The 14,772-nt window shown below is 68.3% G+C and carries 16 protein-coding genes; 9 read left to right on the top strand and 7 right to left on the bottom strand.

The genetic code is table 11. From position 1 onward, the window contains the following. Positions 1–11: 11 nt before the first annotated feature. The 5 genes from UK23_RS09315 to UK23_RS09295 are packed head-to-tail and all read right to left on the bottom strand — an operon-like array spanning position 12 to position 4,778. Positions 12–1,355 (bottom strand): sulfate adenylyltransferase subunit 1, encoded by a 1,344-nt coding sequence (locus UK23_RS09315; RefSeq protein ID WP_045310996.1) that lies wholly within the window; start codon positions 1,353–1,355, stop codon positions 12–14. Next, positions 1,356–2,255 carry a sulfate adenylyltransferase subunit CysD gene (gene cysD, locus UK23_RS09310; RefSeq protein ID WP_196777671.1) on the bottom strand — a complete coding sequence of 300 codons (900 nt, stop codon included), beginning with the start codon at positions 2,253–2,255 and terminating at the stop codon, positions 1,356–1,358. It lies immediately after the preceding gene. Then, positions 2,252–2,947 carry a phosphoadenylyl-sulfate reductase gene (locus UK23_RS09305; RefSeq protein WP_045310994.1) on the bottom strand — a complete coding sequence of 232 codons (696 nt, stop codon included), beginning with the start codon at positions 2,945–2,947 and terminating at the stop codon, positions 2,252–2,254. Before UK23_RS09305 ends, cysD begins: the two co-directional genes overlap by 4 nt. Continuing rightward, positions 2,944–3,102, bottom strand: a complete 159-nt coding sequence (locus UK23_RS09300) for a hypothetical protein (RefSeq protein ID WP_045310993.1) — start codon at positions 3,100–3,102, stop codon at positions 2,944–2,946. Before UK23_RS09300 ends, UK23_RS09305 begins: the two co-directional genes overlap by 4 nt. After that, positions 3,099–4,778: a nitrite/sulfite reductase gene (locus tag UK23_RS09295; RefSeq protein WP_045310992.1), complete on the bottom strand. Its 1,680-nt coding sequence runs from the start codon at positions 4,776–4,778 to the stop codon at positions 3,099–3,101. The genes UK23_RS09300 and UK23_RS09295 overlap by 4 nt, the downstream gene beginning before the upstream one ends. Positions 4,779–5,147: 369 nt before the next feature. Here UK23_RS09295 and hemW point away from each other — a divergent pair, with 369 nt between their 5' ends. Beyond that, positions 5,148–6,356, top strand: a complete 1,209-nt coding sequence (gene hemW, locus UK23_RS09290; protein ID WP_045310991.1) for a radical SAM family heme chaperone HemW — start codon at positions 5,148–5,150, stop codon at positions 6,354–6,356. On the opposite strand, the gene UK23_RS09285 is transcribed toward hemW, so the two are convergent. After that, a complete protein-coding gene (locus tag UK23_RS09285; protein WP_045310990.1) occupies positions 6,353–6,745 on the bottom strand; it encodes a hypothetical protein in 393 nt (130 codons plus the stop codon). The genes hemW and UK23_RS09285 overlap by 4 nt on opposite strands. Positions 6,746–6,824: 79 nt before the next feature. After that, positions 6,825–8,558 carry a hypothetical protein gene (locus tag UK23_RS09280; RefSeq protein WP_196777670.1) on the bottom strand — a complete coding sequence of 578 codons (1,734 nt, stop codon included), beginning with the start codon at positions 8,556–8,558 and terminating at the stop codon, positions 6,825–6,827. Positions 8,559–8,715: 157 nt separating this feature from the next. Here UK23_RS09280 and UK23_RS54535 point away from each other — a divergent pair, with 157 nt between their 5' ends. From UK23_RS54535 to UK23_RS09245, 8 genes are all read left to right on the top strand, one after another. Then, complete coding sequence (locus UK23_RS54535; protein WP_269112255.1) at positions 8,716–9,330, top strand: amidohydrolase family protein; 615 nt, start codon at positions 8,716–8,718, stop codon at positions 9,328–9,330. Beyond that, positions 9,270–9,779, top strand: coding sequence for an amidohydrolase family protein (locus UK23_RS54530; RefSeq protein WP_269112254.1), 510 nt, complete (start codon positions 9,270–9,272; stop codon positions 9,777–9,779). The genes UK23_RS54535 and UK23_RS54530 overlap by 61 nt, the downstream gene beginning before the upstream one ends. Before the next feature lie 22 nt (positions 9,780–9,801). Then, on the top strand, positions 9,802–10,824 hold the full coding sequence (gene hrcA / locus UK23_RS09270; RefSeq protein ID WP_045310989.1) for a heat-inducible transcriptional repressor HrcA: 1,023 nt from the start codon (positions 9,802–9,804) through the stop codon (positions 10,822–10,824). A 58-nt stretch (positions 10,825–10,882) separates the two neighbouring features. Further along, the gene (gene dnaJ, locus UK23_RS09265) at positions 10,883–12,031 is read left to right on the top strand and encodes a molecular chaperone DnaJ (RefSeq protein WP_045311037.1); all 1,149 of its coding nucleotides are present in this window, start codon (positions 10,883–10,885) and stop codon (positions 12,029–12,031) included. Continuing rightward, a complete protein-coding gene (locus tag UK23_RS09260) occupies positions 12,028–12,759 on the top strand; it encodes a 16S rRNA (uracil(1498)-N(3))-methyltransferase (RefSeq protein ID WP_045310988.1) in 732 nt (243 codons plus the stop codon). The genes dnaJ and UK23_RS09260 overlap by 4 nt, the downstream gene beginning before the upstream one ends. Before the next feature lie 428 nt (positions 12,760–13,187). Next, positions 13,188–13,844, top strand: a complete 657-nt coding sequence (locus UK23_RS09255; RefSeq protein WP_052684502.1) for an alpha/beta hydrolase family protein — start codon at positions 13,188–13,190, stop codon at positions 13,842–13,844. A gap of 9 nt (positions 13,845–13,853) precedes the next feature. Continuing rightward, the gene (locus UK23_RS09250) at positions 13,854–14,444 is read left to right on the top strand and encodes a TetR/AcrR family transcriptional regulator (protein WP_045310986.1); all 591 of its coding nucleotides are present in this window, start codon (positions 13,854–13,856) and stop codon (positions 14,442–14,444) included. A 9-nt stretch (positions 14,445–14,453) separates the two neighbouring features. Beyond that, positions 14,454–14,771: a histidine triad nucleotide-binding protein gene (locus UK23_RS09245; protein ID WP_045310985.1), complete on the top strand. Its 318-nt coding sequence runs from the start codon at positions 14,454–14,456 to the stop codon at positions 14,769–14,771. Position 14,772 lies beyond the last annotated feature (1 nt).

Here is a 14,772-nt window from a genome sequence, read left to right as displayed (position 1 = left end):
AGGGTGGCCTTTCAGGGACCGGGGGACACGAGGGCGTGGTTGTCAGGGGCAGCGGCGCTACCCCCGGTACAGCTCTCCACGCCGTCCTCAAGCAGCGGCAGCGGAGCCCCGACCAGTCCGGCGGCGAGCGTGGAACCGTCGCTCACGTCGATCACCAGGAACGACCCGGTGCGCCGGCTGAAGCTGTAGTCGTCCAGCGGTACTTCCTCGGCGAGCCGCAAGGACACGCGGCCGATCTCGTTCAGCTCCAACGAGGGCGGGCTGTCCACACTGGACAGGTTCTGCTCGTCGAAGCGGTCGCGCAGCTCGGTGACCATCGCCTGCACGGTGCGCGTGCCGTGCTTGACGAGGACGCGCGCGCCGGCCTTCAACGGCTTCTCCGCGAGCCAGCACAGCGTGGCCTCGAAGTCGTCGGTGACGGTCGGCGCGTTGCCCGCGGACGCGATCAGGTCGCCGCGCGAGATGTCGATGTCGTCGGCCAGCAGCAGCGTGACCGACTGTCCCGCGGCGGCTTCGGTCAGTTCGCCGTCCATGGTGTCGATCTTCGTGACGGTCGAGCGGCGGCCCGACGGCAGCACGACGATCTCGTCGCCCGGCTTGACCGTGCCCGCGGCGACCAGACCGGCGTAGCCGCGGTAGTCGAGGTGCTCGGCGGTGCGGGGACGGATCACGTACTGCACGGGGAAGCGGAACGGCGCGTCGTGCGGGTCCGGCTCGACCGGCACGTTCTCCAGGTGCTCCAACAAGGTCGGACCGGAGTACCACGGCGTGTTCGCGGACTTCTCCACGACGTTGTCGCCCGCCAGCGCCGACACCGGGATCTCCACGACCGCGTCCTCGGTGTAGCCGAGAGCCGTCGCGTGCGCGGTGAACTCCTTGGCGATGCGGGAGAACGTCACCTCGTCGTAGTCCACGAGGTCGATCTTGTTGACCGCCAGCACGAGGCGAGGCACGCCCAGCAGTGCGAGAACCGCGGCGTGCCGGCGGGTCTGCTCGATGACGCCCTTGCGCGCGTCGACCAGCAGGACTCCGAGCTGCGCTGTGGACGCGCCGGTCACCGTGTTGCGGGTGTACTGCACGTGGCCGGGGGTGTCCGCGAGCACGAACGATCGCTTGGGCGTGGCGAAGTACCGGTACGCCACGTCGATCGTGATGCCCTGCTCGCGCTCCGACCGCAGGCCGTCGACCAGCAGCGACAGGTCCGGCGTCGCGAGACCGCGGTCGGCGCTCGCGCGGTGCACGGCGTCGAGCGTGTCCGCGAGCACGGACTTGGTGTCGTAGAGCAGCCTGCCGACGAGCGTGGACTTTCCGTCGTCCACGCTGCCTGCGGTAGCCAGCCTCAACAGGTCGCTCATTTAGAAGTAACCCTCCCGCTTGCGGTCTTCCATGGCGGCCTCGGACAACCGGTCGTCGGCCCGCGTGGCGCCGCGCTCGGTCAGTCGGGACGCGGCGACCTCGGCGATCACCGCGTGGATGTCGGCGGCGTCGGACTCGACGGCACCCGTGCAGGAGCCGTCGCCGACCGTGCGGTAGCGAACTGTCTTGCGCTGCAACGTCTCGCCCTCGCGCGCGGTGCCCCACGGACCCTCGGCGAGCCACATGCCGTCGCGCAGGAACACGTCGCGCTGGTGCGAGTAGTAGATGTCCGGCAGCTCGATGCCCTCGCGCTCGATGTAGTTCCACACGTCGAGCTCGGTCCAGTTGGACAGCGGGAACACGCGGACGTGCTCACCGGCGCGGTGCCGGCCGTTGTAGAGGTTCCACAGCTCGGGGCGCTGGCGCTTCGGGTCCCACTGGCCGAACGCCGTGCGCAGGCTGAAGATCCGCTCCTTGGCGCGAGCGCGTTCCTCGTCCCGGCGTCCGCCGCCGAAGACCGCGTCGAACTTGTGCTGCGTGATGGAGTCCAGCAGCGGCACGGTCTGCAACGGGTTGCGGGTGCCGTCCGGACGCTCTTCGAGGCGGCCGTCGTCGATCCAGTCCTGGACCTTCGCGACTTCGAGACGCAGACCGTGTTGCGCGACAACGCGGTCGCGGAACTCGATGACCTCGTCGAAGTTGTGCCCGGTGTCGACGTGCAGCAGCGGGAACGGCACCGGCGCCGGGTAAAAGGCCTTGATCGCGAGGTGCAGCAGCAGCGTCGAGTCCTTGCCGCCGGAGAAGAGGATCACCGGCCGGTCGAACTCGCCCGCGACCTCGCGGAAGATGTGGATGGCCTCCGATTCGAGGCGCCCCAAGGTGTCCAGTGCAAGCGTCATCCGTGCAACCCACATTCAGTCTTGGCCTGACCCGCCCATCGACCGCTGCGGGCGTCCTGGCCCGGAAGCGGCTTGGCGGTGCACGGCAGGCAGCCGATGGAGGGATATCCCTCCTGCACCAGCAAGTTCTCCAAGATCCCCTTCTCGCGGATGTAGGCGTTGAACTCGTCATCGCTCCACGGCGCGATCGGGTTGATCTTCACCAGGCCGTTGCGCTCGTCCCACTGCACGATCGGCGTGTTCGCGCGGGTGGGCGCGTCCACGCGGCGCACGCCGGTGACCCACGCGTCGTACTTCGCGAGCTCGCGGCGCAGCGGCACGACCTTGCGCAGCTCGCAGCACCTCGCCGGATCCGACTGGTACAGCAGGCCGAACTCGGCCTCCTGGTCGGCGACGGACTGCTTGGCCTCGGCGTTCACGATCCGCACGTCCGGGTAGACGACCCCGACCGCGTCACGCACGCCGATGGTCTCCGGGAAGTGGTAGCCCGTCTGCAGGAACAGCACGTCGAAGTCCGGCTTCACCTTGGCGGCGAGGTCGATCAGCACGGCGTCCTGCATGTTGGAGGCGACGATGTAGCTGTCGCCGAACGTCCGCGCGGTCCACTCCAGCGCCTCGATCGCGGTGGCGCCGGCCAGCTCTTCCTGAGCGGCTTCGGCGACGATCTTGAGGTCTTCCTTGAGATCGCTCACTTCTTCACCTCCTGCGGCAGGTTGAGCCCCACGAAACTGACCTTGAAGACGCGGCGGCATCCGCTGCACAGCCACGCGTAGCCGGGTTCCTCCTGCGGGCGAAGGTCCTCGTCACCGCAGTAGGGGCAGTAGAAGGGCGTCGCGCGTTCGGTCACTTCAGGTCACCCTCTTCCGCGCGGGCGACCCACTGGGCGAAGCGCTCGTCGTCCTCGCGCTGGGCGACGAAGTTCCGCACGACCCGCTCGACGTACTCGGACAGCTCGTTCGCGGTGACCTTGTGGCCGCGCAGCTTCCGGCCGAACCCGGCGTCGAGGCCGAGCCCGCCGCCGAGGTGCACCTGGAAGCCCTCGACCTGGTTGCCGTCCTCGTCCGTGACGATCTGGCCCTTGAGGCCGATGTCCGCGGTCTGGATGCGGGCGCAGGAGTTGGGGCAGCCGTTGATGTGCACCGTGATCGGCTCGGTGACGCCGTCGACGATGTCCTTGAGGTTGGCCTCGAGCTGCACGACCAGGTCGTTGGCGCGGGCCTTGGTCTCGACGATGGCGAGCTTGCAGAACTCGATGCCGGTGCAGGCCATGATCCCGCGGCGCCACGGCGACGGGTCGACCTGCAGGCCGAGCTTCGCGAGGTTGCTCTTGAGCGTCTTGACCTCGTGCTCCGGCACGTCCAGCACGATGATCTTCTGCTGCGGCGTGAACCGGACACGGCTGGAGCCTGCCTGTTCGGCGATCTTCGCGACCTCGACCAGGATCGAGCCGGAGACGCGACCGGCGACCGGCGCGGCGCCGACGTAGAAGTTGCCGTCCTTCTGCTTGTGCACGCCGATGTGGTCGAGCTGCTGCTTGAGGACCTCCGGCGCGGGGCCGTCGATCATCTTGCGCTTGAGGTACTCGTCCTCCATCACCTGGCGGAACTTCTCCGGGCCCCAGTCGGCGACGAGGAACTTGATGCGCGCGCGGTGCCGGAGCCTGCGGTAGCCGTAGTCGCGGAAGACGCTGATGACCGCTTCCCACACGTCGGGCACCTCGTCGAGCGGCACCCACGCGCCCAAACGCTTGCCCAGCATGGGGTTCGTGGACAGGCCGCCGCCGACCCAGAGGTCGAAGCCGGGCCCGTGCTCGGGGTGGTGCACGCCGACGAACGCGACGTCGTGGATCTCGTGCGCGACGTCCTGCAGGCCGGAGATGGCGGTCTTGAACTTGCGCGGCAGGTTGGAGAAGCGCGGGTCGCCGATGTAGCGCTCGAGGATGGTGTCGATCGCCGGCTGCCCGTCGATGACCTCGTCCCGCGAGATGCCCGCGACCGGCGAACCGAGGATGACGCGCGGGCTGTCGCCGCACGCCTCCATCGTGGTGAGCCCGACTTCCTCGAGCTTCTGCCAGATCGTGGGCACGTCCTCGATCCGGATCCAGTGGTACTGGATGTTCTGCCGGTCGGTGATGTCGGCGGTGTCGCGCGCGTAGGTCTGCGAGATCTCGCCGAGGACCTTGAGCTGCTGCGTGGTGAGCGCACCGCCGTCGCTGCGGACGCGCATCATGAAGAACTCGTCGTCCAGCTCCTCCGGCTCGAGCGTGGCCGTGCGGCCGCCGTCGATGCCCGGCTTGCGCTGGGTGTAGAGGCCGTACCACCGGAACCGTCCGCGCAGGTCGGCCGGGTCGATCGAGTCGAAACCGCGGTGGGCGTAGATGTTCTCGATGCGGGTGCGGACGTTGAGCGGGTTGTCGTCCTTCTTGCTCCGCTCGTTGGGGTTCAGCGGCTCTCGGTAACCGAGCGCCCACTGTCCCTCGCCGCGACGCTGCTTGGCGCGCGGTGACGTCTGCGGCGGGACCATCGCCATCCTCCGGGGTTTCGAGGCGCTTCGTGCGCATGCGAGCCCAGAGGTGCTTGTGGTGGGGGCCTCGTCAGCGCACCAAGCGCCGACGGGAACAAATCAGCGCAGGGTTATGCCGAACGACGGCACATCGCGCTGGAGACACGACGGAAGTCGACGTGGCGGCGGGCCACGAGGCGGACTCCAGTCGAATGCATGACCTCAGTGTGCCTGGCGTCCAGAGCATGGTCCACCGCCAACCGAATGCTGGGATTGACGAGGGGAAGTTGACATCCTAGGCTGGTTTCGCTCCGTAATATTTCTGTCACCGACAGACACATTCCCTGGCTGTGCACCGCCGTTCGGGCTGTGTGGGGGACACTGAGCGTCATGCCCTCCGCTTTGCCCGAAGGCGAGCCCGCGCCCGCCGACGGAACGCTCCCCTCTTCTGCTCTCGCCGGCGTCGGCTCGCGCCCGTTCGGCATCTACGTGCACGTGCCGTTCTGCGCGACCCGCTGCGGCTACTGCGACTTCAACACCTACACACCCGGCGAGCTCGGCTCGTCCGCCTCGCCCGAGTCGTGGCTGGAGGGGCTGCGCCGCGAACTCGACCTCGCCGCGTCCGTTCTCGGGTCTCCGGTGCCCGCGTCGACAGTGTTCGTGGGCGGCGGGACACCTTCGCTGCTGGGCGCTTCCGGCCTGGCCGACGTACTGGATGCTGTATGCAGTTCGTTCGGTCTGGCCCCCGGCGCCGAAGTGACCACGGAATCCAATCCGGAGTCGACGTCCGCGTCGTTCTTCGACGGCATACGGTCGGCGGGATACACACGGGTGTCGCTCGGTATGCAGTCTGCAGCCAGGCACGTGCTGGCTGTTCTGGATCGCAAGCACACGCCAGGCCGTCCGGTCGATGCTGCCAGGGAGGCTCGTGCGGCCGGGTTCGAGCACGTGAACCTGGACCTGATCTACGGCACGCCGGGGGAGCGGCCCGCGGATCTCGCCGCTTCCCTGGACGCGGTGCTGGAGGCAGGCGTTGACCACGTGTCCGCTTATGCGTTGATCGTGGAGGACGGGACCGGGTTGGCCCGGCGCATCCGTCGCGGGGATCTGCCGATGCCCGACGACGACGTGCTCGCGTCGTCCTACGAGATGGTGGACTCGACGCTTTCCGGTGCTGGGTTCGATTGGTACGAGGTCTCGAACTGGGCCACGTCGGTGGAGGCCCGGTGTCAGCACAACGTCCTGTACTGGAAGGGCGCCGACTGGTGGGGCTTCGGGCCCGGCGCGCACAGCCACGTCGGCGGGGTCCGCTTCTGGAACGTGAAGCACCCGGCGCGCTACTCGTCCCTGCTCGCGGAGGGGAAGTCACCCGCGGCGGGGCGCGAGCTGCTGACGGACGAGGACCGGCGAGTGGAGCGCGTGCTGCTGGAGCTGCGTCTCGCCGAGGGCCTGCCGATGGACGTGCTGGACAGCGCCGGACGTGAGGAGGCGAAGCAGGCGATCGCCGACGGGCTGCTCGAACCGTTCGACGACCGCTGCGTGCTGACCGACCGAGGCCGGCTCTTGGCTGACGCCGTGGTGAGGCGCCTGCTGCCTTAACGGGCCCGGATGTCGTGCTGGCTGCGCACTTCGGTGACGTGCTGCCCCTTCTTGTCGTACGTGACGGTGGCCCACCACAACCCGTCCGCGCGCCTGACCGGCTCCCAGACCAGCGTGCCGCGCCACCACTCGTCGTCGCTCATGACCAGGCACGGCTTCTCGTCCGCACGGTGTTCCCTGCCGTGCCGCTCCAGCCACGCGGGCGCGCAGCAGTGGTCGCACGGCTGGAGCTGGCCAGGACTGACGTCCGCCCATCGGACCTCGACGACCTCGTGCGTGGCCTTGCCGATGACCCTGAGCCGGTTCTGGTCCTTGTGCAGCCAGTCGCAGCTCGGGTCGTTGTGGAAGGTCCGGCCGCCCTTCGTCCGCCAGCCCTGCTCGCTCTCCACGTCCCCACCTCGTGTCCGGATGGTTTGGACCCTAGCGAGCACCACCGACAAAAACAGGGCCGTCCGGGTTCGGCGCAGGTCAGGGACGTGGAACCTTGATGTTGGAATAGCGGTCCCAGCCCTCGGAGATCCGCTTGAGGTACAGGTCGGCCTGGGCCGCGTCGATCACCCAGTTCCACTCCCCGGTCGGTGGTGCCGGGTACGCGCGCACCTGGGCGGCAACGGCCTGCGCCTCGTCGAGACCGTCCCAAATGGACTGTGCGAGCGCGCCCGACGGCTGCTGCACGTAGATCCGGTAGCCGAAGTAGGCCTTGGCGACAGACCTGTGCAGCCTCGCTGTCATGACCGTGCGTTCGAAGTAGGCCTTCAGTTGCGCATAGTCGTTGGGGCGCAGCAGCTTCCGGACGTGCTCGAGGTCGCGCGACGAGGCCTCGGCCAGCTGGACACCGTAGTTCTTCTCGATGTTGAGATACGAGAGGTACTCCGGCGTCATCAGGTTGCCGGGCGTCACCCAGCCGCGGTCGAGCACGTAACCGGCCTCGCGCCGCAGGATGCCGTCCGTCTTGCAGTGCGGCGGGGAGAGGTGGTTCGCGACGTCGATCCAGTAGTGGAAGGACTTGTTCACGCCGTGCCGCACGTTCGCGATGGGCGGGTCGATCCACTTGCCGGACACGCTGCGGTGGTAGCTCGAGCAGTACGGGTCGTAGTCAAGGCGCGAGTGGTTCGCGGTGTTGCTGCCCAGCGTGTAGAGCGCGGAGGTGATGATCTCCGGCGACCGCGCCAACGCCCGTGCGACGTGAGGTGCCGCGAGCACGCCGTACTTGCGGGCGGCGAACTCCAGGTAGATCTGCGAGTTCGAGGCGCCTTCCGAGGCTCGCTTCAAGGCGAACAGGTTGATCTCGGTGGGAGTGCCCACAATGCGCGACTCGTCGTAGCGGTCGGTGCGGGCGACGTAGCCGATCACGTTGGGGAGCTTGCGGTAGTGCCTCAACCGATCAGCGTGCTCGGCGACGAACGCGTTGGCGATCTTGCCCTGGCCGTTGTACTCGCCGGTGGTGTCGTACTCGATCAGCACCGGGCGCTTGATCTTCGGGACCGTGACGTCGATCGGGTGCGTGAGGAAGAAGTCGTGCGGCTGGGCCTTGGCCATCACGCGGACGCGCTGGTTGTGCACGCGGTCGATCGCGCCGATCGTGCGGTCCATCTCGGCGGGGTAGTAGCCGAACGTCCGCAGGTACAGCAGCATGCCGCGTTCGTCGATCACCGAGGCGATCTGGTCGACGAGGTAGGCGAGCTTCTCCTCGGCGGTCTGCAACTTGGCCGAGTACTGGTTCTCGACGCGGGCACCGGTCTCGACGAACGTCAGGATGATCGAGTTCACCCGTGGCACCAGGTCGAGCATTGCGCGGTAGTCGCCGCGGAACCAGTCCCAGAACGCCGGGTTGTCGAGGTCGATGGTGCCGCCGGGGCCGGTGCGGAACTCGGCCGGGTAGTAGGTGAGGTTGTAGAGGGCGTGGTCCCAGGCCGCGACCTCCTGCACGCCCGAGGCGTGGGCCAGGTCGGTCAGCCGGTTCACCTGCGCCTGTCTGCGCGGGTCGCGGACGTCCTGCAGGTCCATCACGACCTCGTGGGACAGCTGCAGGTGGTTGACCTGATACTTCCGCGCGGCGCCGATCACCTGGTCGGCGCCCGTGTCGCTGTCGGACAGGATCGTCCAGCCCCGGATCGAGTTGTGGATCGAGTCGTGCGCCGCCGCGACGCCAGGTGGCGCGAGCAGCGTCACCGCCAGGAGCAGACACCAGAGCTTGCGCATGCGCACCCCTCACTGGACCGGGGCGACGGCGCCTTCAGCCAACGGTTCGGCTGACTGGCAGGGCAAGGGAACCGGTGGGTTCTGCGTTGTTTACATTCCAGCTTGTTTCCAGTGCTAACGTCGGAAGTGTTAGCGCTGGAAACAAGGGGTGGGGGACATGGGCGAAAAGCTGCGCATCGTCGGTCTGGAAGAGCACGTGGTCCTGCCGGTCGTGCGGGAGGCGTGGGCGAAGGTGGGCGCGCGGCAGCCGTACGGCGAGGACCACCCGGTCATGCGGCGGTTGCGCGACGTCGGTGACCAGCGGCTCGCCGACATGGACGACCAGGGCATCGACGTCGCGGTGCTGTCACTGGCGACGCCCGGCGTGCAGAACCTCCCGGCCGCCGACGCCGTGAGCGTCGCGCGGGAGGCCAACGACGCGCTCGCCGAGATCGTCGCGGCGCGTCCCGACCGGTTCCAGGCGCTCGCCGTCATCCCGACGTCGTCGCCGGAGAACGCCGCGGCCGAACTGGAGCGAGCGGTCACGCAGCTCGGTTTCCCCGGGGCGATGCTGTACGGCCGGACCGGGGACAAGACGGCCGACGCACCCGAGTTCGACGACCTCTACGCCACCGCCGAACGGCTCCGCGTCCCGTTGCACTTCCACCCGCAGGCCCGGTGGAGGCCGTTCAACAGGCGTACTACTCTGGGCTGCCCAACGGGATCGGGCCGGTGCTGGCGACCGCGGGAATCGGGTGGTACTACGACCTCGGCGTGCAGTACCTGCGGATGATCTTCTCCGGTGTGTTCGACCGGCATCCGGACTTGCAGGTGATCGCCGGGCACTGGGGCGAGGTCGTCCTCTTCTACCTCGACCACGTCGGCTACCTGCGGGAGCTGGCGGGCCTCGACCGTCCGCTGGCCGACTACTTCCGGCAGAACTTCTGGATCGCGGGCAGCGGCACGGTCAGCGAGCGCTACCTGAGGTGGACCGCCGAGGTCGTCGGGACCGGCCGGATGCTCTACTCGACCGACTACCCGTACACGTTCGGCACCAGGCCGGGCGGGTTCCCCTACCTGGACACCAGCGGCGGCACAGCTCGGTCGTTCCTCGAGAACGCCCCGTTCACCGAGGAGGAGAAGGCCGCCATCGGGTCGGGCAACTGGGAACGGCTGACCAGCCGGTCGCATCACGCTGGAGCGGGCACCGGGCAGGAAACCGCCTGGGTAAACTCGGGGTGAGTGGACACGGAGGTGAGCAGCGGTGAACGCCGATGAACGTCGGTTCGAGGTCTTGCGGGCCATCGTCGCCGACTACGTGTCCAACCAGGAGCCCGTCGGGTCGAAAGCCCTGGTGGAGCGGCACAACCTGGGTGTGTCGAGCGCGACCGTGCGCAACGACATGGCCGCTCTGGAGGACGAGGGCTACATCGCCCAGCCGCACACCAGTGCCGGTCGCGTGCCGACGGACAAGGGCTACCGGCTGTTCGTCGACAAGCTGAGCGAGATCAAGCCGCTCTCGACGGCCGAGAAGCGGGCCATCCGGAGTTTCCTCGACGGGGCTCTCGACCTCGACGACGTGATGCGCCGCAGCGTCCGGTTGCTCGCGCAGCTCACCCGGCAGGTCGCGGTGATCCAGGTGCCGACGCTGTCCCGCGCGGCCGTCCGTCACCTGGAAGTGCTGCCGATCACGCCGTCCCGGCTGATGCTCGTGCTGATCACCGACACCGGCCGGGTCGACCAGCGCATCGTCGAGCTGGGCGACGTGATCAGCGAAGAGGACACCGCGCACCTGCGCGGCATGCTGAACCAGGCGATGTCCGGCCAGCGCCTGACCGACGCCTCGGTGCGGGTCGCCGAACTGCCGGACGAGGTGCGGCAGGACCTGCGCGATCCGATGCTGCGGGTCGCGACGGTGCTGATCGAGACGCTCGTCGAGCACCCGGAGGAACGGCTCGTGCTCGGCGGCACCGCGAACCTCACCCGCAACGTCGCCGACTTCCCCGGCTCGCTCCGGCAGGTGCTGGAAGCGCTCGAGGAACAGGTGATCGTGCTCAAGCTGCTCGCCGCCTCCCGCGACCCCGGTCGCGTGCTGGTGCGCATCGGCGAGGAGAACGAGGCCGCTGAGATGCGCAGCACTTCGGTGGTGTCCATCGGCTACGGCAGCCGCGACAATCCGCTGGGCGGCCTCGGCGTCGTCGGACCGACGCGCATGGACTACCCCGGAACAATGGCGGCCGTCCGCGCGGTTGCCAACTACGTCGGTGAGATCCTCACCGGCCGCTGAACAACGGAAAACCCACGAGAACTTCTTGCTCTGAAAGATGAACACGAAAGCGAACAAGGTGGCCAGGGATTACTACGGCATCCTCGGTGTCTCGCAGAACGCGACACAGGATGAGATCAAGCGCGCCTACCGCAAGCTCGCCAGGCAGCTGCACCCGGACGTCAATCCCAACGAGGAGGCCCGCTTCAAGGAGGTGACGGCCGCCTACGAGGTGTTGTCGAACCCCGAGAAGCGCCGCGTCGTCGACCTGGGCGGCGACCCGCTCGACTCGGCCGGCGGTGGACGCGCGGGCGGTGACCCGTTCGCGGGCTTCGGTCTCGGCGACATCATGGACGCCTTCTTCGGCGCCTCGGCCGGCGGCGGCCGCGGTCCGCGCAGCCGGGTGCAGCCGGGCTCCGACGCGTTGATCCGGCTCGACATGACGCTGGAGGAGTGCGCGGCGGGCGCCACCCGTGAGCTGACCGTCGACACCGCGATCCTCTGCGACCGCTGCCACGGCGCGGGCACCAACAGCAACTCCAAGCCGGTCCAGTGCGACACCTGCAACGGCCGCGGCGAGGTCCAGTCCGTGCAGCGCTCGTTCCTCGGCCAGGTCGTGACGTCGCGCCCGTGCCCGGTGTGCCGCGGCTTCGGCGAGGTCATCCCCGACCCGTGCCAGCAGTGCGCGGGCGACGGCCGCGTGCGCTCGCGCCGCACGATCTCCGTGAACATCCCCGCCGGTGTCGCCGAGGGCATGCGCGTGCGCCTCGCGGGCCAGGGCGAGGTCGGCCCCGGTGGTGGCCCGGCCGGTGACCTCTACGTCGAGGTCGAGGAGCACCCGCACGAGATCTTCGAACGCGACGGCGCCGACCTGCACTGCGTCGTGCAGATCCCGATGACGACGGCTGCTCTCGGTGCCACGCTGCCGCTGAAGACGCTGGACGGCGAGGAAGAGCTCGAGATCGACCCCGGCACGCAGCCGAACACGCAGCTCGTGCTGACCGGCCGCGGCATGCCGAAGCTGCGCTCGACCGGGCGCGTCGACGGCCGTGGCGACCTGCACGTGCACCTCGAGGTCGTCGTGCCCACGAAGCTCGACGCCGCGCAGTCCGCGTTGCTGCGCGACCTGGCCGAGATGCGCGGCGAGAGCGAGCCTTCGTTGTCCCACAACGGCAAGGGCGGCGGCGGCCTGTTCTCCCGCCTGCGTGCCTCGCGCGGCCAGCGGTGACGCTGCCGGTCTTTCTCGTCGACGCGTTGCCGTCGGGCCCGGAGTTCGTGCTCGACGGCCCCGAGGGTCGTCACGCCGCGACGGTTCGACGGTTGCGTGTCGGTGAGGAACTCGTGCTGTCCGACGGTTCTGGTGTGCTGGCGCGCTGCTCGGTCGTGGCTGTCGAGCGGGATGCCTTGTCGTTGAAGGTTCTTGAGCGCACGGAGGAGCCTCCTGCCTCTCCGCGCGTGGTGCTGGCGCAGGCGTTGGTGAAGGGCGACCGCGGCGAGCTCGCCGTCGAACTGGCCACCGAAGCCGGCGTGGACGGAGTGGTGCCGTGGCGTGCCTCCCGGTGCATCACGAAGTGGGAGGACGGCCCGCGCGGCGCGAAAGCGTTGGGGCGCTGGCGTTCCACGGTTCGCGAGGCGGCGAAGCAGGCCCGCCGTTCGCGGGTGCCTTTCGTCGACGAACCCGTGAGCACGGCACAGCTTTCTCATCGCGTGTCGTCCGCCGCGCTGACCCTCGTGTTGCATGAGAGCGCGACCGACCGGCTGGCGGATGTTCCGCTGCCCGCTTCCGGAGACGTGCTGCTCGTCGTCGGTCCCGAGGGTGGGATCACGCCTGAGGAACTGGAAGCTCTGCGATCTTCGGGTGCGCGGATCGTCCGGTTGGGCCCAACCGTGTTGCGTGCTTCTACCGCTGCCGCGGTTGCTCTTGGTGCGCTCGGGGTACTCACCTCTCGCTGGTGACCCAGTTCACTCCCAAGGTGAACGTCGGATGGATTGGCTTGACGGAAGTTGTAGCGAATCGCAGGCCGATGGGGTTACCCTTGGCTGCAGAGGGGTTGATTGGTCTATCCGGAAACGGAGTAGACGATTAGGCCCTTCTGACCAAAAGACTCGCCGGACACCTCCCCCCTCGGTCCGGCGTCGGCGCCTCGCGGCGAAGCGACCCCCAGGCTTCGGACCGCGAGGCGCCCCTTTTGGTTTGGTTCAGGCTGCTCGACGCTGACGCGTCTTCGCTGCCTGAACCAAAAGCGTGTCTTTTGGGGGCCGAGCCCCCAAACCCCCAGCCGGCGGGCTCCGCCCCCGGACCCCCGGCCGCCTCGCCTTCGGCTTCGGCGGCCCATCATGTGTTTGTGGTTTCTTGCCTTTATGGTCTGGCGTAGGTTCTGCGTGTGCAGCGGATTGCTTACGGTGAGCATGCCAGTCAGTTCGGGGAGCTTTATCTTCCTGACGGTGTTGCTCAGGGTGCTGTTGTCGTCATCCACGGTGGTTTCTGGCACCAGCGATACGGTCTGGAACTCGGCCGGCCACTGGCGGATGTGCTTGTGAAGGACGGATTCGCCGTCTGGAACATCGAATATCGGCGCGTCGGCGGTGACGGTGGGTGGCCTGTTACCGGACAGGACGTGTTGGCCGCCATTGACGCTGTCGACATCGGTCCCGTGGTGACGCTCGGACACAGCGCCGGAGGGCATCTCGCTGTGTGGGCGGCCAAGCACAGCGAGCGAGTGGTCGGAGCTGTGGCCCAGGCGGCCGTGCTCGACTTCACGGAACACATCACGCATCGGGCGTTGGAGCTGTGCACCGAGGAGCAGTTCGCGGAGGCTTCACCGACGGCGTTGGTGCCCATCGGCAAGCCCGTGATTTGTGTGCACGGTGATGCGGACGAGGACGTGCCGGTGCAGCAGAGCATCGATTTCTGTGGTGTGGAGCCGCAGGCGGAACTCGTTGTGGTCGAGGGCGCCGGGCACATGGACGTGATCACGCCGGGCACCGAGTCCTGGGAGCTGTGCCGCGCGGCTGTCGGGCGGCTTGCCGGCGGCTGCTAGAAAGAGCCCGTGCCGAAGGTTGTCGACCACGAGGAACGCCGCCGCGAACTCGCTGAGGCCGTGTGGCGAATTGTGCGGCGGGACGGGATCGACCACGCGTCCGTGCGCGCCGTCGCGGCCGAGTCGGGGTGGTCCAGCGGGTCGTTGCGCCATTACTTCCCCACGCAGGATTCCCTGCTGGGCTTCGCGATGGAGCTCGCGTACCGGCGGTTCATCGCGCGGCTGGAAAAGCTCGACAGCTCCGTCGGCCACCGGGAGCTGTTGAGGGCTTTCGCGCACGAGATGCTGGCGTTGGACGAGGAGCGGCGGGTAGAGGCCGCCGTGTTGTTGTCATTCCTGCCGCGCGCGATGGTCGAGCCGTCGCTGCACGAGTTGGAGCGCTACGGTACTCGTGAGCTTTATGGCGAGATCGCGCGTGTTCTGACGGCTGCCCAGGAGGCGGGGGAGCTGCGGGACGGAGTGGTGCCGATCAAAGCGGCGCGGCGGTTCATCGTGCTGATCGACGGGCTCAACATCCACCACGGGCTCGGGCCGGACGAGCTGACGGCCGAGGACATGATCGAGGCCGTCGACGAGCAGCTGGACCGGTTCTTCGCTTAGCTTGCAGGCATGTCCTGTTTGTTCTGCCGGATCGCCGCCGGGGAGATTCCCGCGACGGTCGTGCACGAGACCAAGACGACGCTGGCGTTCCGCGACATCCACCCCAAGGCGCCGGTGCACGTGCTGCTCATTCCGCGCGAGCACGTGCCGAACGCCGTCGACCTCAACGGCGAGCAGCTCGGCGACCTCTTCGCCGCTGCCAAAGAGGTCGCCGAGGCCGAAGGCGTGGCGGAGTCGGGCTACCGGTTGCTGTTCAACACCGGGCCGGACAGCGGGCAGGAGGTCTTCCACGCCCACCTGCACGTGCTCGGCGGCCAGCGTCTTTGAA

It is taken from the genome of Lentzea aerocolonigenes, assembly GCF_000955955.1.
Taxonomy (GTDB): domain Bacteria; phylum Actinomycetota; class Actinomycetes; order Mycobacteriales; family Pseudonocardiaceae; genus Lentzea; species Lentzea aerocolonigenes_A.
This window is presented reverse-complemented; position numbering and strand designations above follow the sequence as displayed.

Coding starts and splice junctions, on each gene's coding strand:
- UK23_RS09315 (WP_045310996.1), bottom strand. CDS start 1,355: ATGAGCGACCTGTTGAGGCTGGCTACCGCAGGCAGCGTGGACGACGGA.
- cysD (WP_196777671.1), bottom strand. CDS start 2,255: ATGACGCTTGCACTGGACACCTTGGGGCGCCTCGAATCGGAGGCCATC.
- UK23_RS09295 (WP_045310992.1), bottom strand. CDS start 4,778: ATGGTCCCGCCGCAGACGTCACCGCGCGCCAAGCAGCGTCGCGGCGAG.
- hemW (WP_045310991.1), top strand. CDS start 5,148: ATGCCCTCCGCTTTGCCCGAAGGCGAGCCCGCGCCCGCCGACGGAACG.
- UK23_RS09280 (WP_196777670.1), bottom strand. CDS start 8,558: ATGCGCAAGCTCTGGTGTCTGCTCCTGGCGGTGACGCTGCTCGCGCCA.
- UK23_RS54535 (WP_269112255.1), top strand. CDS start 8,716: ATGGGCGAAAAGCTGCGCATCGTCGGTCTGGAAGAGCACGTGGTCCTG.
- UK23_RS09245 (WP_045310985.1), top strand. CDS start 14,454: ATGTCCTGTTTGTTCTGCCGGATCGCCGCCGGGGAGATTCCCGCGACG.